Origin of the sequence: Sphingomonas fucosidasi (genome assembly GCF_036663855.1) — a bacterium.
Lineage (GTDB): Bacteria > Pseudomonadota > Alphaproteobacteria > Sphingomonadales > Sphingomonadaceae > Sphingomonas > Sphingomonas faeni_B.
Genome location: NZ_JAXOJR010000001.1, coordinates 497,032 through 521,063 on the forward strand (window position 1 = coordinate 497,032; position 24,032 = coordinate 521,063).

Sequence of the window (24,032 nt, forward strand, 5' to 3'; positions counted from 1 at the left end):
GGGGGAGGTAGCTGGCACTGGCCAGACGGAGGGGGAGGTAAGCGGCAACCGCCGCTCCGTGTCCTCCCCCTCCGTCACCTTCGGCGACACCTCCCCCTGGCGGGGGAGGATCGTTTCGAGCCACTATTCGACTGCCCGGTTCTAATAGCCGCGGTACGATCCAGTCTATTCCTAACGCCAGCGTGACGCATTTGTCAGAAGCGTCTGCGTGTCACGCGCTGTAGCGGCCTGAAATAGCAATTTGCCGTTTTCCTTCCGCCGGTTGATACTCTTCCCATGTCGCTCAATCCCGTCTTCTACGATGCTAGTGGCCGCCGGCGTCGGCGCTTTACCTTTGGCGTCGCGGCGTTCGTCGCGTTGCTGCTGCTGTCGATCGCGGTATTCGCGGTGTCGATCGGCGCGGTGCCGACCGCGCCGCTGCTGCCGATCGAGCCCGAGCACCCGGCGCTCCACAAGCTGCCGGCGCCACGGGGCGGTATCCTCCGCGAGACGCGGCGCGACATCAACTACTACGCCCGGCAATTGTTCGGGACGAGCGCGGCCAAGCCCGGGGTCGGTAACGGCGCCAACCCGTCGCTCGCAATCGCCTTCCACGTGCCGTGGGACGAGGCGAGCACGGCCAGCCTCGCGCGGCACGTCGAACAGCTCGACTGGCTGATCCCCGGCTGGGTTTCGATCACCGGCAAGGACCACAAGATCACCGTGTTTCGCGACCAGGCCGGCCGCGATATTCTCAACAAGGCCGTCCACCGCCCGGTGATCCTGCCGATGGTGCAGAACGCGGTGGACGGGAACTGGGACGGAGCCGGCAGCGCTGCGCTGTTCGCCGATCCGAAGGCGCGCGCTGCCTTCCTCGACAAGCTCGTGCCGTTCCTCAGCGCGAACCATGCCGGCGGCGTGTTCTACGATTTCGAGGACCTGCCCGCATCGGCGCAACCCAATTACCGCGCCTTCCTTGCCGAAACGCGCGCGCGGTTCGCGAGCAGCGGCTGGGTGGTCGCGATCGCTGCGCCGGTCGGCAACCCCGACTGGAACCTGCCCGCCTATGCCAAGGTGACCGACAAGGTCTTCCTGATGGCGTATGACGAGCACGAGACCAGCGGCGCGCCCGGCCCGATCGCCTCGCAACGCTGGTTCGCGCGCATGGTCGCCGACGCAGCGCGCGGTATCCCTCCCTCGAAGCTGGTCGTCGCCATCGGCTCTTATGCGTACGACTGGCACGCCGGCGCCGATGCGGGCAACGGCGATGCGATCGATGTCGAGGAAGCGTGGCAGAACGCCGCGGACTCGGGCACGATGCCGACCTTCGACAAGGCCAGCGGCAACAGCAGCTTCGCCTATTCCGAGGGCGGCGTGCAGCATCAGGTGTGGCTGCTCGACGCGGCGTCGGCGTACAACCAGATCGCATTCCTGCAAAAGGCAGGGCTGGGGAGCGTCGCGCTATGGCGTCTCGGCTCCGAGGATCCGGGACTCTGGTCGATCTGGGGCCGCGATCGCCGGAAACTGCCGGTCCCCGATTCGATCGACGCCATGCCGGCGGGCACCAACGTCGATATCGAGGGCAATGGCGAAATCCTGAAGATCGCCGCCGAGCCCGTCACCGGCATCCGCGATGCGGTGCCGGCCAAGGACGGTACGATCGCCGATGTCAACTTCACGCGGATGCCGTCGCCCTATGTCGTGGTGCGGACCGGCTATCGTCCGAAACAGCTCGCGCTGACCTTCGACGATGGTCCCGATCCCGAATGGACGCCGCAGATCCTCGACATCCTCAAGCGCGAGCATGCGCCGGCGACGTTCTTCGTGATCGGCGAGAATGCGTTGACGCAGCGGTCGCTGCTCGAACGGATGGTCGCCGAGGGGCATGAGATCGGCAGCCACACCTATACGCACCCCAACCTCGCCAACGTGTCGACGCGGCAGGTGAAGTACGAGCTCAACGCAACGCAGCGTTTGTTCCAGGCGTTTACCGGACGCTCGCTACGGCTGTTCCGCGCACCCTATTTCGGCGATGCCGAGCCGAGCACCGCGGACGAAATCCTGCCCGCGCTCGAGGCGCAGCAGCGCGGCTATATCTCGGTCGGCCTGCACGTCGATCCCGACGACTGGAAGCGGCCGGGCGTGCAGGCGATCATCGACCGGACGATCGCCGGCGTCGAGGCGGGCAATCCGGAGCGCAGCGGCAACATCATCCTGCTCCACGACGCCGGCGGCAATCGCGCGGAGACCGTCGCCGCGCTGCCGATCATCATCGAGCGGTTGCGCGCGATGGGCTACAGTTTCGTGCCCGTCTCGACGCTCGCGGGCCTGTCGCGCGATGCGGCGATGCCGGTGATCTCGTCGAGCGACCGCGTCGCCGCCGTCGCCGATCTGGCGCTGTTCAGCACGCTCGGCGGGATCGTCGTCGCGCTCCGCTGGATCTTCGGCATCGCGATCACGATCGGCATCCTGCGCGCCTTGGCCCTCTCCGCGCTCGCGCTGATCCAGGCGCGGCGCGAGTTGAAGACGGTGTTCCCGGCGATCGATCCGTCGCGGTTCGTCACGGTGATGATCCCGGCGTTCAACGAAGAGCGGGTGATCGTCCGCGCGGTGCAAGGCGTGCTGGCGTCGACCGACGTCGCGATCGAGGTGATCGTGATCGACGATGGCTCCAGCGACGGTACGAGCCGCGTGGTCTCCGAAGCGTTCGCGGGCGACGACCGCGTCCGCCTGCTGACGCTGGAAAATGGCGGCAAGGCGCGTGCGCTCAACCGCGGGCTCGAACTCGCGCGCGGCGAGATCGTGATCGCGCTCGATGCGGATACGCAGTTCGAGCCGATGACCATCGCGCGCCTCGCGCGGTGGTTCGACGATCCGAAGCTCGGCGCGGTCGCCGGCAATGCCAAGGTCGGCAACCGCGTCAATCTGATCACCAAGTGGCAGGCGCTGGAATACATCACCGCGCAGAACCTCGAACGGCGTGCGCTCGCGCGACTGAACGCGATGACCGTGGTGCCGGGTGCGGTGGGTGCATGGCGGCTGAAGGCGATCCGCAGCGTCGGCGGCTATCCCGACGATACGCTCGCCGAGGACCAGGACCTGACGATCGCGATCCAGCGGCACGGCTGGGCGGTGAAATACGACCAGTTCGCGATCGCCTGGACCGAGGCGCCGGAGACGATGCGCGCGCTGGCGAAACAGCGCTTCCGCTGGGCGTTCGGGACGTTGCAATGCCTGTACAAGCACCGCTCGGCGATCGGCAGTTCGCATCCGCGCGGGCTTGGCTGGGTCGGGTTGCCGCAGGCGATCGTGTTCCAGATCGTGCTCGCGTCGATCTCGCCGATCATCGATCTCGCGCTGCTGGTCAGCTTCGCCTCGACCTATTTGTCGGTGCAGGCGCATGGTTGGGAGCAGACCAGTCACGACGTCTACACCATGCTTGCATACTGGCTGATCTTCACGGCGATCGACCTGCTGGCGGCGACGATCGCGTTCGCACTTGAGCGCAAGGAACGCTGGCGGCTGCTCTGGCTGCTGATCCCGCAGCGGATCGGCTACCGTCAGGTTATGTATTACGTCGTGCTGAAGGCGATCGCGCAGGCGTTGCGCGGGCCGCTGGTCGGCTGGGGCAAGCTGGCGCGGACGGGGCGGGTGACGGCGAACTAGCGGTCCGCCCAGTCCCGACATCCTGACGAAAGTCAGGATCCAGAGTAACCGATCGCCGCCCTTCGTGACCCTGGATCCTGACTTTCGTCAGGATGACGGGCAGAAGGCGGCATCTTCGGTTTTCTATAGCGTTATGGTGGGCCGCTATATATCCGCTTGATCTAGCTCCGAGAGGTGAGAAAATGCGGTATCTTACGTTGGCGCTCATGGTGCCGCTGGCCTTGCCGGGCGGCGCACAGGCGCAGCGTCCGCCACTGGTCCTGGCCGCGGCGTCCTTGCAGGAGTCGATGACCGCCGCCGCCGATGCATGGGCCAAGAAAGGCCATGCCAAGCCGACCATCTCGTTTGCCGCGTCGTCGGCGCTCGCGCGACAGGTCGAGGCGGGGGCGCCGGCCGACCTGTTCGTCTCGGCGGACGAAGACTGGATGAACGCGCTTGCGGCCAAGACGCTGATCGTCGCTACGACGCGCGTCACGTTTCTCGGCAACCGGCTGGTGGTCGCGGCGCCGGCGGGCAGCAAGGTTCGGATCCCGGTGCGACCGCCAGCCGCGCTCGTCCGCGTATTGACCGCGGGGCCGTTGGCAATGGCGGATACCGCGGTGCCGGCGGGGAAATATGGGCAGGCGTCCTTGGAAAAGCTCGGCGTCTGGACGCGGGTGTCGCCCAAGGTGGTCCGCGCCGAGAACGTCCGCGCGACGCTTGCGCTGGTCGAGCGCGGGGCGGCGCCGCTCGGGATCGTCTATGCGACCGATGCAAAGGCCTCCGCCAAGGTCCGGATCGTGGGCGTTTTTCCTGAAAACACGCACCCTGCCATCACCTATCCGATCGCGCGGTTGAAGACGTCGACCAACCCCGAGGCCGAAGCATTCCGTCGCTTCCTTGTCTCACGCGCGGGCAAGGCGATCTTCGTCCGCTACGGATTCTCCGCGCGCTAGATGCTGAACGCGACCGAATGGGGGATCGTCGCGCTGTCGCTGAAGGTCGGCGGAGTGGCGATGCTGGTGACCCTGCCGGTCGCTTTCGGCCTGGCCTGGCTGCTCGCGCGCGTCCGGTTCCCCGGCAAGGTTATCGTCGATGCGGCGATCCATCTGCCGCTGGTGGTGCCGCCGGTGGTGACCGGGTGGCTGTTGCTGCTCGCCTTCGGGCCCAATGGGCCGATCGGCGGCTGGTTGCAGGATTGGTTCGGGATCACCGTCTTGTTCCGCTGGACCGGCGCGGCGATCGCGGCGGGGGTGATGGCTTTGCCGTTGATGGTGCGGGCGATGCGGATCTCGATCGAGGCGGTCGACAGGCGATTGGAGAACGCCGCACGGACGTTGGGGGCAGGGCCGTGGCGCGTGTTCTGGACGCTGACGCTGCCGCTCAGCATCCCCGGCGTGCTGGCGGGTGCGGTGCTGGGGTTCGCGCGATCGATCGGCGAGTTCGGCGCGACGATCACCTTCGTCTCCAACGTGCCCGGCGAGACGCAGACGCTGCCGCTGGCGATCTATTCGGCGTTGCAGCAACCGGGCGCGGACTCGATGGTCTGGCGATTGTCGTGTATCTCCGTAGGGTTGTCGTTGATCGCTCTAATCGCGTCCGAACTGCTGACGCGGCGCGCGGGACGGGGGCTGCATGTCCTTTGAGATCGATATCGAGAAGCGGCTGGGCGATGCGCACGTCGCGCTGACGCTGGACGCGGGCGATGGCGCGACGGTGCTGTTCGGCCCCTCGGGCATCGGCAAGTCCAGCGTGCTCAACATGGTCGCAGGGCTGCTCGCGCCCGATCGCGGGCGGATCGCGGTCGATGGCGATACGCTGTTCGGGGACGGCGTCGACGTGCCACCCGAACGCCGCCGCGCCGGCTATGTGTTTCAGGAAGCGCGGCTGTTCCCGCACATGCGAGTCCGCGCGAACCTGCTCTACGGCGCGGGCGACGAGACGGAGGGATTCGAGGACCGGATTGGATTCCTCGGGATCGGCCATCTGCTCGATCGCTGGCCGCGGACGCTGTCGGGCGGCGAGGCGCAACGCGTCGCGATCGGCCGCGCGCTGCTTAGCCGACCCCGCTTCCTGTTGCTGGACGAGCCGCTGTCCTCGCTAGACCGGGCGCGTCGCGAGGAGATCATGCGCGCGATCGAGCATGTCCGCGACGTGGTTAACCTGCCGATCCTGATGGTCACGCACGACCCGGGCGAAGCCGAACGCATCGGCACCCGGGTCGTGCGGATGTAGCCGATCAGCCGAGCGCGCGGTCGAACAGGCGCGAGAGACGAGCGGAGAAGGCGCGGGCGTCGAGCGGGCGCTCCCCATCGGCGATCTGTGCCTCGTCGAACAACAGGTGCGCGGCGTCCTCGCGCAGCGACGCCTCATCCTCGCCCAAGGCCGCGAGCTTGGCGACCAGCGGACTGCGCGGGTTGATCTCCAGCACCGGCTTGGCGGCGGGCATCGCCTGACCGCTGGCGGCGAGGATTCGTTCGAGTTGGCGGTCCATGCCGCTGTCCGCCGCGACGAGGCAGACCGCGCTGTCGGTCAGCCGCTCGGAGGCGCGAACCTCGGATACGGCATCGGCCAGCGTCGTCTTCACGAACGCGATGAAGTCGGCGACCTCCGGCGTTGCGTCGGCGGTCGGCGGCGCGGCGCCATCCGAGAGTGGGATCAGGCTCAGGTCGGCGGCACCCTGCGTGACCGACTTGAACGGCTTTCCGTCGGAATCGATGCCCGCCGTCACCCAGAAGCCGTCGACCGAGTCCGGCAGCAGCAGCACCTCGATCCCGCGTGCGCGGAACCCTTCGAGCTGCGGCGACGCTTCGAGCCGGTCGAGATCGGTGCCGACCGCATAGTAGATCGCGGTCTGGTTTTTCTTCATCGCCGCGACATAGTCCGCGACCGAACGCCAGGCGCCGCCCGAGGTCGTGGTCTTGAAGCGGGCAAGCTTGAGCAGCGCGTCGCGCCGTTCGAAATCCTCGTAAAGCCCTTCCTTCAGGACCGCGCCGAAATTCTCCCAGATCTTCGCATACGCCTCGGCATCGCGCGTCGCGAGCTTGTCGAGTTCGGCCAGCACGCGGCCGGTCACGCCCTTGCGGATCGCGGCGAGCATCGGGCTTTCCTGGATCATCTCGCGCGAGACGTTGAGCGGCAGGTCGGACGAATCCACCAACCCGCGCATGAAGCGAAGGTAGCGCGGCAGGACCTCGGCATCGTCGGTGATGAAGACGCGCTTCACGTACAGCTTCATGCGGCCGTTGCGGTCGGGATCGAACAGGTCGAACGGCTTGGCGCCTGGGACATAGGCGAGCACGGAATATTCGTGCAGCCCCTCGGCGCGGTAATGGAGCGTCAGCGCGGGGCCGTCGAACTGGCCGGATACGCTGCGGTAGAAATCGGCATAGTCTTCGGTGCTGATCTCGGACTTGGGCTTGGTCCAGAGCGCGGCGCCGTCGGCGATGTCGACCGGCTCGGCGTCGGGCTTTTCGCGCAGCGTGATCGGGACGGGGACGTGGCCCGACTGGTCCTTGATCAGACGCTCGACGGTATAGCGGTCGGTAAAGGAGGTCGCGTCATCGAGCAGATGCACCACGACACGGGTACCGCGCGACGGCGCTTCCGAGGGGTCGACAGGCGCGATCGTGTAGGTGCCGAGACCGTCCGACGACCACACCGACGCGGTGTCTGCACCGGCGCGGCGCGAGACGACGTCGACCTTTTCGGCCACCATGAATGCGGAATAGAAACCGACGCCGAACTGGCCGATCAGCTGTGCGCCCTCCGAGCCGGACGAGGCGGCGATCCGGTCCATGAACGCCTTGGTGCCCGACCGCGCGATTGTGCCGAGCGCCTCGCCCATGTCGTCGGTGGTCATGCCGATGCCGTTGTCCTCGATCGTCAGCGTCTTCGCGTCGGGATCGAGCGTGATCGCGATCTGCGAGCGGGTTTCGTCCCCGAGCAGATCCGGCGCGCTCAACGCCTCGTAGCGGAGTTTCTCGCAGGCATCGGCGGCGTTCGAGATCAACTCGCGCAGGAACACGGTCTTATCCGAATAGACCGAATGTACCATCATGTGCAGCAACCGCGAGACATCCGCCTCGAACGCATGTGTTTCGGGCGTGACGGTTTCGGGCGTGACGGTTTCGGGATCTATGGACGTGGTATCTGGATTCATGATGCGGAACGACCTTCGCTGTAAATTCGTGGCGGAGAGTTGGACGGGCGTCAGAACGAATTCAAGGGGCAGCAGCGCTTTGCGATTGACGGCCGGAAGGCTCGCGGCGGATGTGCGTACCGTCGGTCTGCAGTACGGTATCGATGCAGCAGCCCGGGCGTTGGGGGCAATATCGCGTGATCATACGAGAATCTTTTATCCTCGGCCTCGCGACGCTCGTCGCGCTGGGCATCCCCGTTGCCATCTCGGCCAGAGATGCACCCGCCACACGCCTCGTCCTGATCGACGACGACGTGGTGGGGCTGAACGGTGCACCCGCGCTGCTGCTCCAGGCGCCCGGCGTCGAGGTGCTCGGGATCACGACGACGAGCGGCTCGGTGTGGCGTGATACGGCGACGGCATATGCCCTGCGGACGGTCGAGATACTCGGGCGTCGCGATGTACCGGTGGTGCCGGGCGCGACCTATCCGCTGGTCAACAGCGAAACGGCGACAAAGCGGTGGGAGGGGCTGTACGGCCGGCTCGAGTTCAAGGGGGCATGGACCGAGCCTGCGCCCGGCGGCGCGAGCCCGGCGGGGTCCGAAAGGCCGTCGCCCGCGGTCGTGCCGAGCCTGCCGATCGGCGATCCGGTCACCAAGCCTTCCAGCGAGAGTGCCGCCGCGTTTCTAATCCGGATGGTGCGCGCGCACCCTCGTCAGATCACGCTGTTCGCGACCGGGCCGATGACCAACATCGCGATCGCGCAGAGCCTCGATCCGAGCTTTGCCGCGAACGTGAAGGAACTGGTCTACATGGGCGGCAGCCTCAATCCGCAGCAGACGCTCGACACGCCGGCGGCGGCGGAATTTGCGCGCGAGTTCGTCAATACGCCGCGGCGCGAGTTCAATATCCGCTGGGACCCGGAAGCGGCGCGGATCATGGCACGCGGTGCCTGGCCGAAGGTGACGATGGTGCCGATCGATCCGTCGACCGGAACGCAGTGGACCCGCGGTTTTCTAAACAGCTTGAAGCCTACGCATACCCTGCTCACCGATACCCTGCAGACCGGGCTCGAGCCGGGGTTTCCGATGTGGGACGAGATTGCGGCGATGGTCTGGCTGGAGCCGTCGATCGTCACGCGAGCGGAAACGCTCTACGTCGATTTCGACACGAACCAAACCGCTGGCTACGGCGATACGCTGTCATGGCATGACGCGTACCGCCCGCACCTGGGAGAACGCGCGCAGAGTGTCGTGCTTCGTGTCGACCGCGCGAAGATGGAGGCGGCAATGCGTGCGCTCTACATGCGGCCTTTGCCGCGCTGAACGTCGCCGCGTCGACCACGCCGACTGGGGCAAAGATGTCGCGGTGGTCGGCAAAAGCGCATCGAGCCCGATCCGCCCTATTGCCGCACGTTACAGCGGTGTTACCGATCGGTGACGGGTCCGGGGCACACGGATCGACGCAGGAGGATGCTCGAAACCCAAGGGGGGACCGTCCATGATTCGCTTGCCCGTTCGTACGTCTGCCATCGCCCGCCTGCTGGCCGCCAGCGCGCCGTTACTCGCTTTCGCCGTACCCGCCGCCGCACAGGACCAGGCCGCGACAGGCCAGGCCGTCGATGATCCGGCCAGCGATCAGGGTCTTAGCGAGATCGTCGTGACAGCGACCCGCCGGCAGGAATCGTCGAAGGACGTCCCGCTCGCGGTCACCGCGATCAGCGGCGAGAAGCTCGACGTGCTCAACTCGAGCGGCCTCGACATCCGGTTCCTCGCCGGCCGCACCCCGAGCCTTCAGGTGGAATCGTCGTTCGGCCGCACCTTCCCACGCTTCTACATCCGTGGTCTCGGCAACACCGATTTCGATCCCAACGCCGCGCAGCCCGTCTCGGTCGTTTACGACGATGTCGCGCTCGAAAATCCGATGCTGAAGTCTTTCCCGGTCTTCGATCTGCAGAGCGTCGAGGTTCTTCGTGGTCCGCAGGGCACGTTGTTTGGGCGCAACACGCCAGCGGGTGTCGTGAAGATCAATTCCGCCAAGCCCAACCCCGACAAGGTGTCGGGCTATGCGACCGGGTCCTGGGCGACCTACAACACTATCAACGGCGAGGCGGCGATCAATCTGCCGATCGGTAACGGCTTCGCGTTCCGCGCATCGGGTCTGATCCAGTCGCGCGACGATTGGGTTACGAACGACTCCCCCACGGGTAACGCCGACCGCAAGCTCGAAGGCTATCGCGACGTCGCCGGCCGCTTCCAGCTCGGCTACACCAGCAGCGATTTCAACGCGTTGCTGAACGTCCACGTCCGCGACCTGACGGGCTCGCCGCGCATCTTCCGTGCCGGGTTGTTCAAGCCGGGCACCAACGATTTCAACACCGGCTTCGACCCGAAACACGCTGCGCTCGACGGCTATACCAGCCAGAGCCTCACGCAATGGGGCACGAACCTCCGGCTCGACTATCACCTCGATGGCATCGGCACGTTCTACTCGGTCACCGGCTATGAACAGGCCAAGGTCGAGAGCACCGGCGATGTCGACGGCGGCAACAACTACACGTTCCTCGGCGGTACGATCGGCGCCATCAACGTCGGGCTGTTCCCGTCGAACACCGGCGGCCTCACCAAGCCGAAGGAATTCAGCCAGGAACTGCGCTACGCCAGCGAGGACATGAGCGGTATCCGCCTCCAGGGTGGTCTGTATTATTTCCACCAGACGCTGCGCTACAACCAGTACGACTATGCGTTCGGCGGTACCGGATCGCGCGCGACCGACCTGACGCAGGACATTTTCCACGACAACCGCAACGAGAATTACGGCGCCTTCGCGTCGATCGAGGCGAAGCCGACCGAACTGCTGACGTTGCGCGCGGGTGTCCGTTACTCGCACGATTACCGCAACGACCTCGTCACCGCGCCGATCCCCGGCACCGGGATCAGCGACACGTTGCCGGCACGGGCGGTCGTGCGCGGCTCGAACGTCACCTGGGATGCGAGCGCGACCTACGAACTGACGCCCGCGATCAACGTCTATTCGCGGCTCGCGACCGGTTATCAGGGCCCCGCGATCCAGGACCGCGTGACCTTCGGCAGCGTCCAGAGCACTGCGCCCAAGCAGACCACCTTCTCGGGCGAAAGCGGATTCAAGGGCACGCTGCTCGATCGCAAGGTGAACTTCTCGCTCGACGCCTATTGGTACAGCACCAAGGACCTGCAGATCACCGCAGTCGGGGGCAGCAGCAATTCGGCGCGGCTGATCAGCGCGAACAAGGCGATCGGCTACGGCGTCGAGGGCGAGTTCGAGGCGCGGCCATTGCCTGACCTGACGCTGACCGCGAGCGGCAGCTACAACTTCACCGAAATCCGCGATCCGAACATCGGTGTCGGGGTGTGCGCGACCTGCACGGTGCTCGATCCGATCGTCAACGGGTTCGCGATTATCGACGGCAACGACCTTCCCCAGGCGCCGCGCTGGATCGCCAACTGGACGGCACGCTATGGAATTCCGCTCGGCAACGGCGGCGAGGTGTATGCCTATACCGACTGGGTCTATCGCAGCAGCGTTAACTTCTTCCTGTACGAAGCCGTCGAATTCACCGGCAAGTCGTCGCTCGAAGGCGGCCTGAAGGTCGGCTACAAATCGCCGCGAGGGTACGAAGTCGGCGCATTCGTCCGCAATATCACCAACCAGTATCGCAGCATCAGCGCGATCGACTTCAACAACCTGACCGGCATGATCAACGAACCGCGGATCATCGGCGGCCAGTTCAAGGTCGCGTTCTGACCTGACGGGGGCGGATCATCGGGCGTATTGTCGGCATTCGATGATCCGGTCGGCGACCCGCTCTCCGGTGCCGCCGTACGTAGAGGCGCCGGTGCAGCGGCGTGCTGTTGAGGATCGGGGCGGCCTATGGTGTGTCACGCGCCAACCGGTGCTCGCCGCAGCAGGTAGATATCCATGATCCAGCCATGGGCCACGCGGAGTTCGGCGCGTCTGGTAACGATGTGTCGGGCGATATCTGCAAGCGCGCCGCTGGCGAGGGCTTCGTGCGGCATGCCGAGATAGGCGCCCCACCAGATCCGGACACCCGCAGGGTCCAGCGTCTCGAACGCGCAATGGCCGTCGAGCATCACGGCCAGCGTATCGACGCCGCTGGGCCAACCGCTTTCGCGCAGGCGACGGCCGGTCGTGATGAGCACCGGGGCGGCTAGCGTGTTGAGCGGGATAGCATGCGCGGCGGTGAGTGCCTGGAGACTGGTGATGCCGGGGACGACCGTGACCCTCATCGCCAACCCGCCGACGCGCAGCCGGTCCGCGATCCGCAGCGTGCTGTCGTACAGCGAGGGGTCACCCCAGACGAGCAGCGCGAGGCGCCCCCCGTCCGGAAGATGCATAGCGATCTGGGTGGCCCAGGCTGCGGCGATCGCGTCGTGCCACTCGTCGACGGCTTTGAGATACGGCGCGCGGGCGTCGCGTATGGGGAGGTCGAACTCGACCACGCGGGTCGAGCCGGTCAGGACGTCGGCGCAGATCGTGCGGCGCAGGTCGATCAGGTCGGACTTGGCGTCGCCCTTGCGGGGGAGAAGGATCAGGTCGGCGGCGTTCATCGCGATGATCGCGGCGCGCGTGAGGTGATCGGGGTTGCCGGTGCCGATGCCGATCAGATGGAAGTCGATCATTCGGCCTCCATGAGCGGTCCGTACAGGATCAGCGCGGGCTTGCTGGAAAAGCCTGCCTGCAACTGCTCTGCCAGGTTTGCGATCGTCGAGCGGGTCAGGGACTGGTCGGGGTGACCGATATTCTCCGCGATCAGCGCGGGCGTGTCCGGGGACAGGCCGTGCTCGATCAGCGAGGCGGCCAGCGCCGGGAAGGTGCGCTTGGGCATGAAGACCACCGTCGTCGCCTCGGGATCGGCCAGCGCGGCCATGTTGCGCTGTTCGGGAAGGTCGCCGGTGACGTCGTGGCCGGTGACGAACTGGACGCGACGGGCACTGAGCCGGCGGGTGAGCGGGATCTGCGCGGTGGCGGCGGCGGCCCTGGCGGCGCTGATCCCGGGGATGATCTCGAACGGGATACCTGCGGTCCTCAGCGCGACGATCTCTTCCTCGAGGCGGCCGAACATCCCTGCGTCGCCGGACTTGAGGCGGACCACGCGGATGCCGGTGCGGGCGTATTCGACCAGCAGTTGCGAGACGTGCGCCTGGGTCGGCGACGGGCGACCCGCGCGCTTGCCGACCGCGACGAGGTCGGCGCCCGGTCGGGCGTGGCCGAGGACTGCCGAGGACAGGTCGTCGAACAACACGGCGTCGGCGGATTGCAACCGTGCGACGGCTTTCAGCGTCAGCAGTTCGGGATCGCCGGGGCCTGAGCCGACGAACGAGACGAAACCGGTCATGATGGGCTCGCGATCATGTGGAAGAAGCTACCGGTGACGTGGCCGCGATGCGAGCCGGTTTCGGGGACCGAATTGCCCTCGGCATCGGTAACATGCGCGAGCGGCGCGTCCGGCTGGTCGATGATCGTCGAGTAATGGAACTCGTGGCCGGTGAGCGCGGCGCCCGCCGCGAAGCCGCCCATCGGCGCATGGAGCGTCGCATTGCGGTAGCCGAGGTGCATTTTCCGCTGGGCGTAGCTGGTGACCAGACCGAGTAGTCCTGCCATCCGGTGACGCGCGCCGTCGGCGTCGATCAGCCCTTCACCGAGTGTTATATAGCCGCCGCACTCGCCGTGGACGGCGCGCGTGCGTGCGTGTTCGCCGAGGGCTGCGTGGAAGTTGCGCGCGTCCGCGAGCTTGCCCGCGTGGAGTTCGGGATAGCCGCCGGGCAGCCAGACCAGATCGGCGTGCGCGGCCGGGGCTTCGTCGGCGAGCGGCGAGAACGGCATGATCTCGGCGCCCGCCCGTCGCCAGCCTTCGAGCACGTGCGCATAGGTGAACGAGAAGGCTGCGTCCTGGGCGAGCGCGATGCGCTGGGCGGGCGGCCGAATCCAGCTTTGCGCGCCTGCCGCCGGGGCGCCGGCTGAAGCGGCGTCGCGGAGTGCGGGAATGTCGACATGCGCGCGGAGGAACGTCGCATAGTCGTCGATGCGCGCGTCGAGATCAGGGTGCTCGGCGGCCTGAACCAACCCGAGGTGGCGCTCCGGCAGCTTCAGGTCGCCGCGCCTTGGCAGCGATCCGAACACGCGGATGCCGACTGCGTCCATGCCGCTGCGCGCCAGTCGATCGTGGCGGGGGCTGGCGACGCGGTTGAGAATGACGCCGGCGATCGGCACGCTGGGATCGTAGCGGCTGAAGCCGAGCGCGGTGGCGGCGGCGGACTGTGCCTGGCCCGAGACGTCGATCACGAGCACGACCGGCCAGCCCATCCTGCGGGCGATGTCGGCACTGGCGCCATTGCCGGTTGCGCCCGGCTTCGCAACCCCGTCGAAGAGCCCCATCGAGCCTTCCGCCAGCGCGAAGTCCGCGTCTTCGGCATTGGCGGCGAGCGTGTCGAGCATCGTGGCGGGCATCGACCAGCTGTCGAGATTGAACGACGCGCGGCCGCTGGCGGCACGGTGGAAGGCGGGGTCGATATAATCGGGACCGCTCTTGAATGGCTGGACCGCGAGGCCGTCGTCGCGGAGCGTGCGAAGGAGACCGAGCATGACGGTGGTCTTGCCGGTGCCCGAGGCGGGCGCGGCGATGAGCAGGCCGGGGGTCATGCGAGGTCTCCGGCGAACTTCGAGTCTGCGGATTGGGGACGGAAGCGGCGGTCATAACCGGTTGCGTAGAGGCTGCTTTCGACGATATTCTCCGCGGCCAGGGCTTTGCCGACGAGGATCAGCGCGGTGCGATCGGGTTTGCCTTCGATAGCCTGCGCGATCGTCGCGAGCGTGGCGCGCTCGATCTGTTGGTCGGGCCAACTCGCGCGCCACACGATCGCCACCGGGCATTCCGGGCCATAGGACGGCGTGAGGTCCGCGACGACCTGCGCCAGGTTGTGGACCGAGAGATGGATCGCGAGCGTCGCGCCGGTTGCTGCGAACGCGGTCAAGGTCTCGGCGACGGGCATCGTGCTGGCGCGGCCGGGCGTGCGGGTCAGCACCACCGACTGCACGAGTTCGGGGAGCGTCAGTTCGACCCCCAGCGCGGCGGCGGCGGCGGCGAAGGCGGGGACGCCGGGGGTGATCGTGAACGGGATATCGAGGTCGCGGAGGCGGCGCAGTTGCTCGCCCATCGCCGACCAGATCGACAGGTCGCCGGAATGGAGCCGCGCGACGTCCTGTCCGGCGTCGTGTGCGGTCTGGATCTCGGCGATGATCTGGTCGAGCGACAGCGGCGCGGTGTTGACGATGCGCGCGCCGGGGGGACAGTGATCGAGCATCGCCGTTGGGATCAGCGAGCCGGCGTAAAGGCAGACGGGCGATCCGGCGATCCGATCGCGACCGCGCAAGGTCAGCAGATCCGGCGCGCCGGGGCCTGCGCCGATGAAGTGGACGGTCATGCAGCGGGTCCTTCGACGCCCGATCGAGCAATGGCGCAGGTGGCCATCCGGTCGGACGAGATATGGCGGGTGGCGAGAAGCTGCGCGCCGGGGCCGGCAGCCGCGAGGGCCGAGGCTTCGGCGACGCTGCCCGTTTGTCGGGCTTCGAGGCTGGCGATCGACTGCGTCTGCGTTATCGGCACCCGCAACGCGTCGGGTGGTACGGCGATCACGGGTAGACCCAGCGCTGCCGCCAGTTCCGATACGAGCGCCAGCTTGTCGTGCGGTGACGCCAGAGCCTTCACGGGCGGGCACCCGTGCTGCGCCGCGGCGAGCGCAGTACGTAGCGCAGCGACGTTCGCGCCGGTGCGACATCCGAAGCCGGCGACGATCACGACACGACGCTCCACTGGACGACGGGATAGCTCGCGCGCCAACCCCGGCGTGTGCCGAGCGGAGCGGCGTCGGACAATTCTATCCGCATGAGCGTGCCGCCCTTCGCTGCGTGCCAGCCGGCCAAGAGCGCCTCGGATTCCAGCGTGACGGCGTTGGCGACTAGGCGGGTGCTGGCTGGAAGTGCTTTCCAGAGTGCGTCCAGCATCGCGTTCGAAAGCCCCCCGCCGATGAAGACGGCGTCGGGTATGGCCTGGTCTGCAAGGGCACCGGGTGCGCGGCCTTCGACGACTTGCAGCCGGTCGACGCCCAGGGCCGCGGCGTTGTTGCGGATGCGGTCGGCGCGGACGGGGTCGGCTTCGAATGCGATGGCGTTGGTGGATGGATGGGAAAGCAGCCATTCGATCCCGATCGAGCCCGAGCCTGCACCGATATCCCACAGCGTCTCACCGGGTTTCGGCGCGAGCGCGGACAGCGTCAGCGCGCGGACCGGGCGCTTGGTGATCTGTCCATCATGCTCGAACCACGCATCGGACAGGCCGGCGGTGCGCGGTAGCACCGTGCCGTCGCCGGCAAACGCGATGCCGATCGCGACGGGATGCGCGATGTCGTCAAACGCCAGCGTCGCGGCGGTCGCTTCGCGGATGCGTTCGCGGGGGCCGCCAAGGGCTTCGAGGATGTGGAGATGCGATGCGCCGAAGCCGAGATCGTTCAGATAACAAGCGAGTTTCGCCACGGCCTCGCCGTCGCGGAGCAGGACTAGGGCGCGGCGGTCTGGTGCTATGTGCCGGCGAAGGCGTGACAGGGGCGCGGCGTGGAGACCGAGGCAGGCGGTATCCTCGAGCGGCCAGCCGAGACGCGCGGCGGCAAGGCTGAACGTGGAGGGCGCGGGGTAAGCGACCCACTCGGTCGGTGCCAAGTGGCGTGTGACGGAGGTGCCTGCGCCGAACCAGAACGGATCGCCGGACACGAGCATCGCCACTTGCCGGCCGCGGTGCTCCAGCAGGCAGGAAATGCCTGCGTCGAACGGGACTGGCCAGGGCATGACCTCGCTCTTAAGGTCCGGAAGGAGGGCGAGGTGACGGGCTGCGCCGGTCACCAGGTCTGCCTCGGCGAGTGCTGCTTTTGCCGACAGGGACAGGCCGGCCGCGCCGTCTTCGCCTAATCCGATGATTGTCAGCCAGGGAGTGTCAGCCATGTCGAACATCCTGGTGCTGGGCGGCACGACCGAGGCCAGCGCGCTGGCTGCGATGCTGGCCGAGCGAGGCGATGCGGCCGTGTTGAGCTACGCCGGGCGCGTGGCGAACCCCAAGGTGCAGCCGATCCCGGTGCGAGTGGGCGGCTTTGGCGGTGTCGAGGGGCTGGTCGCGTATCTGCGAGCGCACGGCGTGACGCATCTGGTCGATGCGACACATCCGTTCGCGGCGCGAATGAGCGCGAATGCCGTCATGGCGGCAGCGCGTGCGGGGGTGGCGCACATCGCCTTGACGCGCCCCGCCTGGGTATCCGTCGAGGGCGATCGCTGGACACGCGTGAGCGATATCGCGGGTGCGGTCGCGGCGTTGGCTGGCCCCGCGCGGCGCGTGATGCTGGCGCTCGGGCGGATGCACGTCGATGCGTTCGCGGTGCAGCCTCAGCACGAGTATCTGCTGCGGTTCGTCGACGCGCCAGAGCAGACGCCCGGGTTGCCGCGGCATCATCTGGTGGTCGATCGCGGGCCGTTCGACGTCGATGGCGATCGGCGGTTGATGGCGGCGCACGGGATCGAGATCGTGGTCTGCAAGAACGCTGGCGGCACCGGCGCGCAGGCGAAGCTGGGCGCGGCGCGTGCCCTCGCGCTCCGCGTGATCATGATAGACCGGCCGGCCCTGCCCGCTCGGTTGGAGGTGCATGCGGCGGAGGACGTGCTGCACTGGCTCGATCATGGTGCCGACCGGGGCGTGTAGAGGATCGGGCCGGCCGGGCGCTCGATGATCCGGGTCAGGCTGGAGCCGATGATGATCATCGTTCGCATGTCGGCCATGTCCGCGCGGGCTTCGGTGAGGGGCAAGATGCGGAGGGTTTCCTCGGGCGTGGAGACGGCGCGGGCGAACAGCACCGGGCGGTCGTCGCGGCAGGTGTCGCGGAGGATCTCGAAGATGCGGATCAGGGCGTCGGGGCGCGCCTTCGATCGGGGATTGTAGAAGGCGATCGCGAAATCGGCTTCGGCCGCGAGGCGCACGCGGCGTTCGATCAGCGGCCAGGGCTTGAGATTGTCGGAGAGGTTGATCGCGCAGAAATCATGGCCGAGCGGGGCGCCGGCGCGGGCGCTCGCGGCGAGCATCGCGGTGATGCCGGGGAGTACGCGGATGTCGAGATCGCGCCATTCCGGCGGGCCGGCTTCGAGCGCTTCGAATACCGCGGCGGCCATGGCGAACACGCCGGGGTCGCCCGAGGACACGACGACCACCCGCTGGCCTTGAGCCGCGAGCTGGAGGGCGTGCGTGGCGCGGTCGAGTTCGACGCGGTTGTCGGTCGGGTGGAGCGTAAGGCCGTCGCGGGGGGCGACGCGCGCGACATAGGGGATGTAGCCGATGACGTCGGTCGCTTCGGCGAGCGCGGCGGTGACTTCGGGGGTCACGAGGTTTGGATCGCCGGGGCCGAGCCCTGCGATCGCGAGCCAGCCGGTCATGGACGGCGTCCTTGCCCGTGGATCAGCAGGATCGAGAAATAGGGCGTGATGGCGTCCGCCTCGCAGAGCCGCGTGACGCGCTGATCGGCCATCGCGGCGTATTCGACCAGCCATGCCTCGCTCTCGCGTCCGGCGGTGGCGACGGCGCGGCGGAGCTTGGCGAGGTGACGGCCGATCTTCATCACCACCAGCGCGTCGGTGTCGCGGATGCGGCGGACCAGATCCTCCTCGGGAAGCGTGCCCATCAGCACCGTGAGGACGTCATCACCCCAGGTGATCGGCGCGCCGCTGGCGGTCCAGGCGCCGGACATGCCGGTGATGCCGGGGACGACCCGGACCGGTGCGATCGTCTGGAGGCGGGTGTAGAGGTGCATGAACGAGCCGTAGAAGAACGGGTCGCCTTCGCAGAGCACGACGACGTCCTCGCCGGCGTTGGCTAGCGCCGCGAGGTGATCGATGCAGGTTTCGTAGAACGCCGACAGGCAGTCGTTGTAGCGCGGGTCCGAGACGGGGATTTCGGTGGTGACGGGGTATTCCATCGGGAATTCGACCACGTCGGCGCGGAGCATGCCGTCGACGATCTTCCGGGCCTGACCGGCGCGGCCGGCCTTGCGGAAATACGCGACGTGGCGCGCGCCGCGCACGAGGCGATCCGAGCGGACGCTCATGAGGTCCTGCGCGCCGGGGCCAAGGCCTACGCCGTGGATCGTGCCGCCGGTTCGCAAGGATGTCATTCGGTGCCGCTCGCCAGCGCGTTGATCGCGGCGACCGTAATCGCGCTGCCGCCCATCCGGCCTTCGACGACGACGCAGGGGACTGGCTGGTCGGTCCAGAGCGCTGCCTTCGATTCGACCGCGCCGACGAAGCCTACGGGGCAGCCGATGATCGCCGCCGGGCGCGGACAAGCGGGGTCTTCTAGCATGTTGAGCAGATGGAACAGCGCGGTGGGCGCATTGCCGATCGCGACGACGGCGCCGGCGAGATGCGGACGCCAGAGTTCGAGTGCGGCGGCGGATCGGGTGTTGCCCATCTCGCGCGCAAGCTCGGGCGTTTCGGGGGCGTGGAGCGTGCAGACGATGCGGTTGTCGGCGGGCAATCTGGCGCGGGTGATGCCTTCGGTGACCATGCGGGCGTCGCACAGGATCGGCGCACCGGCCTGCAGCGCGCGGCGGGCTTCGACCGCGAAGTTGGGCGAGAAGCGGAGGTGCTGGGCGAGGCCGACGAGCCCTGCTGCGTGGATCATGCGGACGGCGACCGGCTCTTCGTCGGGCGAGAACCGGGTGAGATCGGCCTCCGCGCGGATCATCGCGAAGGACTGGCGGTAGATCGCCGCGCCGTCGGTTTCATAGGCGTACGGCATTCAGGCGGCTCCGAACTGGGCGAGTATCTGCGCGATGTCGAGATCGGCGAGAGTGGGTGGCGCACCGGCGCGGGCGTCGAAGGCGAGGTCGTAGCGGCCTTCGCGCCCGGTGAGCGTCACGTCGGCGGGGCGCGCGCGCGCGCATCCCTTGGCGCATCCGGAGACGTGGAGGCGGCCGGTGACGTGGGGGGCTAGGCGGTGTGCGAGGCTGCGGGTTTCGACGGTAGCTTGCGGGCAGGCCGGTGCGCCTACGCAGGCATCCGTGCGTAGGATCGGCGAGGATGGATCGGTGATGAAGTCGGCGGGGTCCGGCTGCACGCGGAGCTTGGCAGCCGTTTCGCAGATCGCGATGTGCCAGGGTGTCAGGCGGATCGCCTCGACGGCAGTTTCGGCTTCAAGGAAGCGGGTCAGTGCCGTCGCCGAGACCCGGCCGAATGGCAGGCCGAGCGCGACGCCGAGAGGGTGCCTGCCGGGTTGGAGCCTGTGCGCCGATGGCGCGGGGGACGTGATGCCGGCAGCCAAATCGGGAAGCGGCGCGTCGTGTCGTGCCATGCGACCGCTCGCGGCGCCGCCGCTGTCCACGAACCATCGGGCTAGCGCGATCAGGTGGTCGACTTCGGTGCCGGGCGACAGCGGCGTGCCGCGCTCGCGACCGTCTGGGCGGAGGATCAATTGACCAGATGCGACGCGTTCGATGCGGAAGTCGGCGGGGGCGTCCTGCAGCGTCGGCGTGGCGCCGGCATCGATCGCGAAGCCGACTTTGCCGGGGAGGTCGGGCAGTTCGGACAGGCGGGCGCGCAACTCTTCGGCGATGCGGTGGGTGTCGTCGCCGGCGCGCCAGTCGGGTGCGACGAGGATGTTGGCGCGCGCCTCTCGGGTCTGGTCCCGGTCGATCAGGCCGAGATCGAGAAGCGCGTCGATCAGCGCGCGCCAGCTATCCTCGCGGACGCCGCGGATCTGGAGGTTCGCGCGGGTGGTGGCGTCGATCTGGCCGTTGCCGTGCCGCGTCGTGGCGTCGGCAAGGCCCAGAACCTGCGCGCGGGTCAGGCGACCGAGCGGGGGGCGGACGCGAACGAGCAGGCCGTCGCCGGCCATCATCGGGCGCCATGCGTCGGGGCACCAGCCTTTGACCTGGAATGCGCTCACGACGGCAAATCCAGGCGCGCGAGGATCGAGTTGCGGCGGGTCGGCCACAGGTCCGCGGCGTGGAGCGCGGCGAAGCGCGCCTGCATCGCCGCCAGCGCGCCGGGGTTCGCTTCGGCGAGGAAGGCGTGGACATCGTCGCGGCCGAGCGTGGCGTCGTAATAGAGGTCGATCAGTTCGGGGCGGACCGCGCTGGCGAGGTGGGCGAAGGCGCCGAGATGATCGAGCGTGGCGGCGATCTCCGCACCGCCGCGGAAGCCGTGGCGCATCATGCCGTCGACCCAGGCGGGGTTCGCCGCGCGGGCGTGGACGACGCGGGCTATTTCCTCCTTGAGCGGACGGGCCCTGGCTTGGGTCGGGTCTCTCGCGTCTAGATGGTAGAGGGTGGCGTTACCCCCGGCGACCGATTGCGCGGCAGCGAAGCCTGCTTCGTGGGCGGCGTAGTCGGCGGCGAGAAGGAGGTCGGTTTCGGGCAAATCCTGGGCGTGGACAAAGGCGTCGGCGGCAGCGACGCGGTCGCGGATGCCGGTCGGGTCGAAACTTTCTACGCCGTCGTCGAGCGCGTGGCTGGAGGCGGATAGCCACGCTTGGCCAGCTTCCAGTCGAGCCTCTGGCGTGTAGGTTTCGGCGGCGTCGCCCATGCTCAGGCCGTAGCGACCGGGTTCGGGACCATATACGCGAGCGCTGACCGGCTTGCCGACGAACGGGTTCCAATCGGCCGGTTCGTCGCGTGCGGCGAGCGCGCGGACGGCTTGGCCGAACATCGTGCAGAGCGTCGGGAAGGCGTCGCGGAACAGACCGGATACGCGCAGGGTGACGTCGATGCGGGGACGGTCGAAATTGGCGAGCGGGAGGATCTCGACGCCCGTCACGCGGTCGGACTGCATGTCCCAGACGGGCTCCGCCCCGAGCAGGTGGAGCGCCATCGCGAACTCCTCGCCGGCGGTCCGCATCGTTGCCGAGGCCCATAGGTCGACCACGAGATTGCGGGGGTAGTCGCCGTGGTCCTGTAGGTGACGGCGGACGAGTTCATCGGCGAGTTTGACGCCTTGGGTATGGGCGGCGCGGGAGGGGACTGCTCGGGGATCGGTGGTGTAGAGGTTGCGGCCGGTCGGTAGGACGTCTGCGCGGCCTCGCCACGGGGAGCCGGAGGGGCCGGACGCGATGCGTTTGCCCTGGAGCGCGGACTGGAGCCCGGCGCGTTCGGCTTCGCCTTGGTCGCCGCGGCCGTAGATGTGGAGGCCGTCGCCGTACTGGCTTTCCTTCACGTCGCAGACGAACGTGTCGATCCGGGTGATCGCGTCCGCCTGTGACTGTGCATCGTCGAGCCCTAGCGTGGCGGCGAGGCCGGTGGCGGTGGCTTCGTCGCGGATGTCGCGTTGCAGGCGGTCGCGGCGGGCGGGATCGAGGCCGTCGGCGTTGGAAAATTCGTCGAGCAGCGCTTCGAGACGGCCGAGGCCGGCGCCGGTACGGGTGCGTTCGAGTGGTGGCGGGACGTGGCCTAGAGTGACCGCGCCGATGCGGCGTTTGGCCTGGGCAGCTTCGCCGGGGTCGTTGACGATGAACGGGTAGATGACGGGCATCGCGCCGGTGAGCGCTTCGGGCCAGCAGGCGTCGGACAGCGCGACCGACTTACCGGGCAGCCATTCTAGCGTGCCGTGCGCGCCGACATGGACCAGCGCGTCGGTGCCGCGCGTGCGGAGCCAGAGGTAGAAGGCGACGTAGGCGTGACAAGGGCAGCGCGAGAGGTCGTGATACTCTTCCGCACGTTGCTCGATTCGGCCGCGTTCGGGCTGGAGGGCGACGAGTGCCCCGCCCTGGTCGATCGCGGTGAAAGCGAAGTCTTCGGTTGGATCGCCCCAGGTTTCCTGAAGGTCCTTTCGCAGAGCTTCGGGGAGGTGCGCGAGGGCTTTGCGGTACTCGGCGAGCGGCCAGTGAATGCGCGAGGTGGCCAGATCGGTTGCATCGGGCGTGATCGCGTAACCGGCCTGAGTAAGGTCGGCGAGGATCGCCTGCGTGGAGGCGAGCGCGTCGAGACCGACGGCGTGTGCCATCTGGTACGTCTTGCCGGGATAGGTCGAGAGGACGATCGCGATGCGGTGGTCGGCGATGGGTTTGCTGGCGAGGTTCGTCCAGGCTTCGATCCGCGCAGCGATCGCGGTGATGCGCGCGGGGTCGGCGCGGTGTTCGCGGCGGGTGTATTCGAGGTCGCCGTCCCTCGCGGCGGCTTCCTTGAAGCTGGCGACGCCGGCGAAGAGGCGGCCGTCCACTTCGGGAAGGACCACGTGCATGGCGAGGTCGGCGGGCGACAGGCCACGTGTGGCACCGGCCCAGGCGGCGCGGTCGGAGGTGGCCAGCGCGATCTGGAAGACGGGGACGTCGGCGTCGTCGAGTGGGGTCGTGTCGCTCGCGCCGCGTGCGGAGAAGGCGGTGGCGTTGACGATCGCGGCGGGTTTCAAAGCTCGGACCCAATGGCCCATCCAGCCGGCCGCATCCGGTGCCTTGAGCGAGGGCGCGAAGAGGCCGAGGACGTCGAAGCCTCGCGCGGTCAGTTCGGCGTGCAGGGCTTCGATCGGGTGGAGGTCGGCGGCGGTCAGGTAGGAGCGGTAGAATACGACCAGCACGCGGGGGCGGTGCGCGTTGAGCGCGAACGCGGCCGGGCACGTCACGCCGTCGTGCGGTTGCCAGCCGCCTACATCGGCGATCGCACGGACTCCGGTGACCGGGCCGGCATAGCAACCGGCGGCCAGCGCGAACTGCGCGAGTGCCGCCTGCGCCGCGACCGCGCCGCCGGTGTCGCAGAGGTGAGCCAGGCGGCGCAGCGTCGAGAGCGGGATCGTCGAAGCGGCGTCGAGGCGCGTGTCGATGCGACCGTCCGCGGCGAGAACAGCGAGCGCGATGCCCTTCTTGCGTGCGAGGTTTTCGACCTGTTGCAGGCCGTAGCTCCAATAGGAGCGGCCCCCGATCAGCCGGATCAGGATGCCCTTCGCGCCGGCCAACGTTTGCTCGACATAGGTGTCGACCGAGAGCGGGTGCTGGAGCGCGGTCAGGTTCGCGAGGCGTAGCGACGGAAGCCGACTTCCGGCAGCATCCGCACGTCTCCAACCCGCCGCGAATGCGCCGAGGTCACCGTCGGAGAAGGATAGGACGACGAGATCCGCAGGGGATTGGGCGAGGTCCTGCGGGACCGCGCTTTCCTCCACCCCGTGGGTCTCGCGGAAGACGACGTGCATCGTGGGC

Annotated in this window: 19 protein-coding genes; 7 read left to right on the forward strand and 12 right to left on the reverse strand. The window is 67.9% G+C overall.

All coding sequences use genetic code 11. The annotated features are described in order from the left end of the window. Positions 1-276 precede the first annotated feature (276 nt). From U1737_RS02210 to U1737_RS02225, 4 genes are all read left to right on the forward strand, one after another. On the forward strand, positions 277-3,645 hold the full coding sequence (locus U1737_RS02210; RefSeq protein WP_332795424.1) for a polysaccharide deacetylase family protein: 3,369 nt from the start codon (positions 277-279) through the stop codon (positions 3,643-3,645). A gap of 182 nt (positions 3,646-3,827) precedes the next feature. Beyond that, positions 3,828-4,580 carry a molybdate ABC transporter substrate-binding protein gene (gene modA, locus U1737_RS02215; RefSeq protein WP_332795425.1) on the forward strand — a complete coding sequence of 251 codons (753 nt, stop codon included), beginning with the start codon at positions 3,828-3,830 and terminating at the stop codon, positions 4,578-4,580. Next, the gene (gene modB, locus U1737_RS02220) at positions 4,581-5,270 is read left to right on the forward strand and encodes a molybdate ABC transporter permease subunit (RefSeq protein WP_332795426.1); all 690 of its coding nucleotides are present in this window, start codon (positions 4,581-4,583) and stop codon (positions 5,268-5,270) included. Further along, positions 5,260-5,859, forward strand: a complete 600-nt coding sequence (locus tag U1737_RS02225; protein ID WP_332795427.1) for an ATP-binding cassette domain-containing protein — start codon at positions 5,260-5,262, stop codon at positions 5,857-5,859. The genes modB and U1737_RS02225 overlap by 11 nt, the downstream gene beginning before the upstream one ends. Positions 5,860-5,863: 4 nt before the next feature. On the opposite strand, the gene htpG is transcribed toward U1737_RS02225, so the two are convergent. Beyond that, the gene (gene htpG / locus U1737_RS02230) at positions 5,864-7,786 is read right to left on the reverse strand and encodes a molecular chaperone HtpG (protein ID WP_332795428.1); all 1,923 of its coding nucleotides are present in this window, start codon (positions 7,784-7,786) and stop codon (positions 5,864-5,866) included. 176 nt (positions 7,787-7,962) lie between these two features. Between htpG and U1737_RS02235 the strand changes: the two genes are divergently transcribed. Next, positions 7,963-9,090, forward strand: coding sequence for a nucleoside hydrolase (locus tag U1737_RS02235; RefSeq protein WP_332795429.1), 1,128 nt, complete (start codon positions 7,963-7,965; stop codon positions 9,088-9,090). Between the two features lie 175 nt (positions 9,091-9,265). Then, complete coding sequence (locus tag U1737_RS02240; protein WP_332795430.1) at positions 9,266-11,548, forward strand: TonB-dependent receptor; 2,283 nt, start codon at positions 9,266-9,268, stop codon at positions 11,546-11,548. Between the two features lie 134 nt (positions 11,549-11,682). Here U1737_RS02240 and cobF read toward each other — a convergent pair whose 3' ends face one another. Genes cobF through cbiE form a run of 6 tightly spaced genes read right to left on the reverse strand, consistent with a single transcriptional unit; the run spans position 11,683 to position 16,816 of the window. Further along, entirely contained in the window at positions 11,683-12,444 is a 762-nt protein-coding gene (cobF, locus tag U1737_RS02245) for a precorrin-6A synthase (deacetylating) (RefSeq protein ID WP_332795431.1), read from the reverse strand. Beyond that, positions 12,441-13,160, reverse strand: coding sequence for a uroporphyrinogen-III C-methyltransferase (cobA, locus tag U1737_RS02250; RefSeq protein ID WP_332795432.1), 720 nt, complete (start codon positions 13,158-13,160; stop codon positions 12,441-12,443). Before cobA ends, cobF begins: the two co-directional genes overlap by 4 nt. Next, on the reverse strand, positions 13,157-14,464 hold the full coding sequence (locus U1737_RS02255) for a cobyrinic acid a,c-diamide synthase CobB (RefSeq protein ID WP_332795433.1): 1,308 nt from the start codon (positions 14,462-14,464) through the stop codon (positions 13,157-13,159). The genes cobA and U1737_RS02255 overlap by 4 nt, the downstream gene beginning before the upstream one ends. Further along, positions 14,461-15,246 (reverse strand): precorrin-4 C(11)-methyltransferase, encoded by a 786-nt coding sequence (cobM, locus tag U1737_RS02260; protein ID WP_332795434.1) that lies wholly within the window; start codon positions 15,244-15,246, stop codon positions 14,461-14,463. The genes U1737_RS02255 and cobM overlap by 4 nt, the downstream gene beginning before the upstream one ends. Next, on the reverse strand, positions 15,243-15,620 hold the full coding sequence (locus tag U1737_RS02265) for a cobalamin biosynthesis protein (RefSeq protein ID WP_332795435.1): 378 nt from the start codon (positions 15,618-15,620) through the stop codon (positions 15,243-15,245). Before U1737_RS02265 ends, cobM begins: the two co-directional genes overlap by 4 nt. Beyond that, positions 15,617-16,816 carry a precorrin-6y C5,15-methyltransferase (decarboxylating) subunit CbiE gene (cbiE, locus tag U1737_RS02270; protein ID WP_332795436.1) on the reverse strand — a complete coding sequence of 400 codons (1,200 nt, stop codon included), beginning with the start codon at positions 16,814-16,816 and terminating at the stop codon, positions 15,617-15,619. Before cbiE ends, U1737_RS02265 begins: the two co-directional genes overlap by 4 nt. Between cbiE and U1737_RS02275 the strand changes: the two genes are divergently transcribed. Further along, positions 16,815-17,564, forward strand: a complete 750-nt coding sequence (locus tag U1737_RS02275; RefSeq protein ID WP_332795437.1) for a cobalt-precorrin-6A reductase — start codon at positions 16,815-16,817, stop codon at positions 17,562-17,564. The genes cbiE and U1737_RS02275 overlap by 2 nt on opposite strands. Here the strand turns inward: U1737_RS02275 and cobJ are convergent. The 5 genes from cobJ to cobN are packed head-to-tail and all read right to left on the reverse strand — an operon-like array spanning position 17,540 to position 24,025. Continuing rightward, positions 17,540-18,289: a precorrin-3B C(17)-methyltransferase gene (gene cobJ / locus U1737_RS02280; protein WP_332795438.1), complete on the reverse strand. Its 750-nt coding sequence runs from the start codon at positions 18,287-18,289 to the stop codon at positions 17,540-17,542. The two genes, U1737_RS02275 and cobJ, sit on opposite strands and share 25 nt — an antisense overlap. Continuing rightward, positions 18,286-19,023: a precorrin-2 C(20)-methyltransferase gene (gene cobI, locus U1737_RS02285; RefSeq protein ID WP_332795439.1), complete on the reverse strand. Its 738-nt coding sequence runs from the start codon at positions 19,021-19,023 to the stop codon at positions 18,286-18,288. Before cobI ends, cobJ begins: the two co-directional genes overlap by 4 nt. After that, positions 19,020-19,649 (reverse strand): precorrin-8X methylmutase, encoded by a 630-nt coding sequence (locus tag U1737_RS02290; RefSeq protein ID WP_332795440.1) that lies wholly within the window; start codon positions 19,647-19,649, stop codon positions 19,020-19,022. Before U1737_RS02290 ends, cobI begins: the two co-directional genes overlap by 4 nt. Further along, positions 19,650-20,795 carry a precorrin-3B synthase gene (cobG, locus tag U1737_RS02295; protein ID WP_332795441.1) on the reverse strand — a complete coding sequence of 382 codons (1,146 nt, stop codon included), beginning with the start codon at positions 20,793-20,795 and terminating at the stop codon, positions 19,650-19,652. Further along, entirely contained in the window at positions 20,792-24,025 is a 3,234-nt protein-coding gene (gene cobN / locus U1737_RS02300) for a cobaltochelatase subunit CobN (RefSeq protein WP_332795442.1), read from the reverse strand. The genes cobG and cobN overlap by 4 nt, the downstream gene beginning before the upstream one ends. Between the last annotated feature and the right edge of the window lie 7 nt (positions 24,026-24,032).

Bases quoted from the DNA above. Each gene is read 5' to 3' on its own strand.
- modA (WP_332795425.1), top strand. From the start codon at position 3,828: ATGCGGTATCTTACGTTGGCGCTCATGGTGCCGCTGGCCTTGCCGGGC.
- U1737_RS02290 (WP_332795440.1), bottom strand. From the start codon at position 19,649: ATGCCGTACGCCTATGAAACCGACGGCGCGGCGATCTACCGCCAGTCC.
- cobM (WP_332795434.1), bottom strand. From the start codon at position 15,246: ATGACCGTCCACTTCATCGGCGCAGGCCCCGGCGCGCCGGATCTGCTG.
- cobA (WP_332795432.1), bottom strand. From the start codon at position 13,160: ATGACCGGTTTCGTCTCGTTCGTCGGCTCAGGCCCCGGCGATCCCGAA.
- cbiE (WP_332795436.1), bottom strand. From the start codon at position 16,816: ATGGCTGACACTCCCTGGCTGACAATCATCGGATTAGGCGAAGACGGC.
- modB (WP_332795426.1), top strand. From the start codon at position 4,581: ATGCTGAACGCGACCGAATGGGGGATCGTCGCGCTGTCGCTGAAGGTC.
- cobN (WP_332795442.1), bottom strand. From the start codon at position 24,025: ATGCACGTCGTCTTCCGCGAGACCCACGGGGTGGAGGAAAGCGCGGTC.
- U1737_RS02240 (WP_332795430.1), top strand. From the start codon at position 9,266: ATGATTCGCTTGCCCGTTCGTACGTCTGCCATCGCCCGCCTGCTGGCC.
- cobF (WP_332795431.1), bottom strand. From the start codon at position 12,444: ATGATCGACTTCCATCTGATCGGCATCGGCACCGGCAACCCCGATCAC.
- htpG (WP_332795428.1), bottom strand. From the start codon at position 7,786: ATGAATCCAGATACCACGTCCATAGATCCCGAAACCGTCACGCCCGAA.
- U1737_RS02275 (WP_332795437.1), top strand. From the start codon at position 16,815: ATGTCGAACATCCTGGTGCTGGGCGGCACGACCGAGGCCAGCGCGCTG.
- U1737_RS02225 (WP_332795427.1), top strand. From the start codon at position 5,260: ATGTCCTTTGAGATCGATATCGAGAAGCGGCTGGGCGATGCGCACGTC.
- U1737_RS02255 (WP_332795433.1), bottom strand. From the start codon at position 14,464: ATGACCCCCGGCCTGCTCATCGCCGCGCCCGCCTCGGGCACCGGCAAG.
- cobJ (WP_332795438.1), bottom strand. From the start codon at position 18,289: ATGACCGGCTGGCTCGCGATCGCAGGGCTCGGCCCCGGCGATCCAAAC.
- cobI (WP_332795439.1), bottom strand. From the start codon at position 19,023: ATGACATCCTTGCGAACCGGCGGCACGATCCACGGCGTAGGCCTTGGC.
- U1737_RS02210 (WP_332795424.1), top strand. From the start codon at position 277: ATGTCGCTCAATCCCGTCTTCTACGATGCTAGTGGCCGCCGGCGTCGG.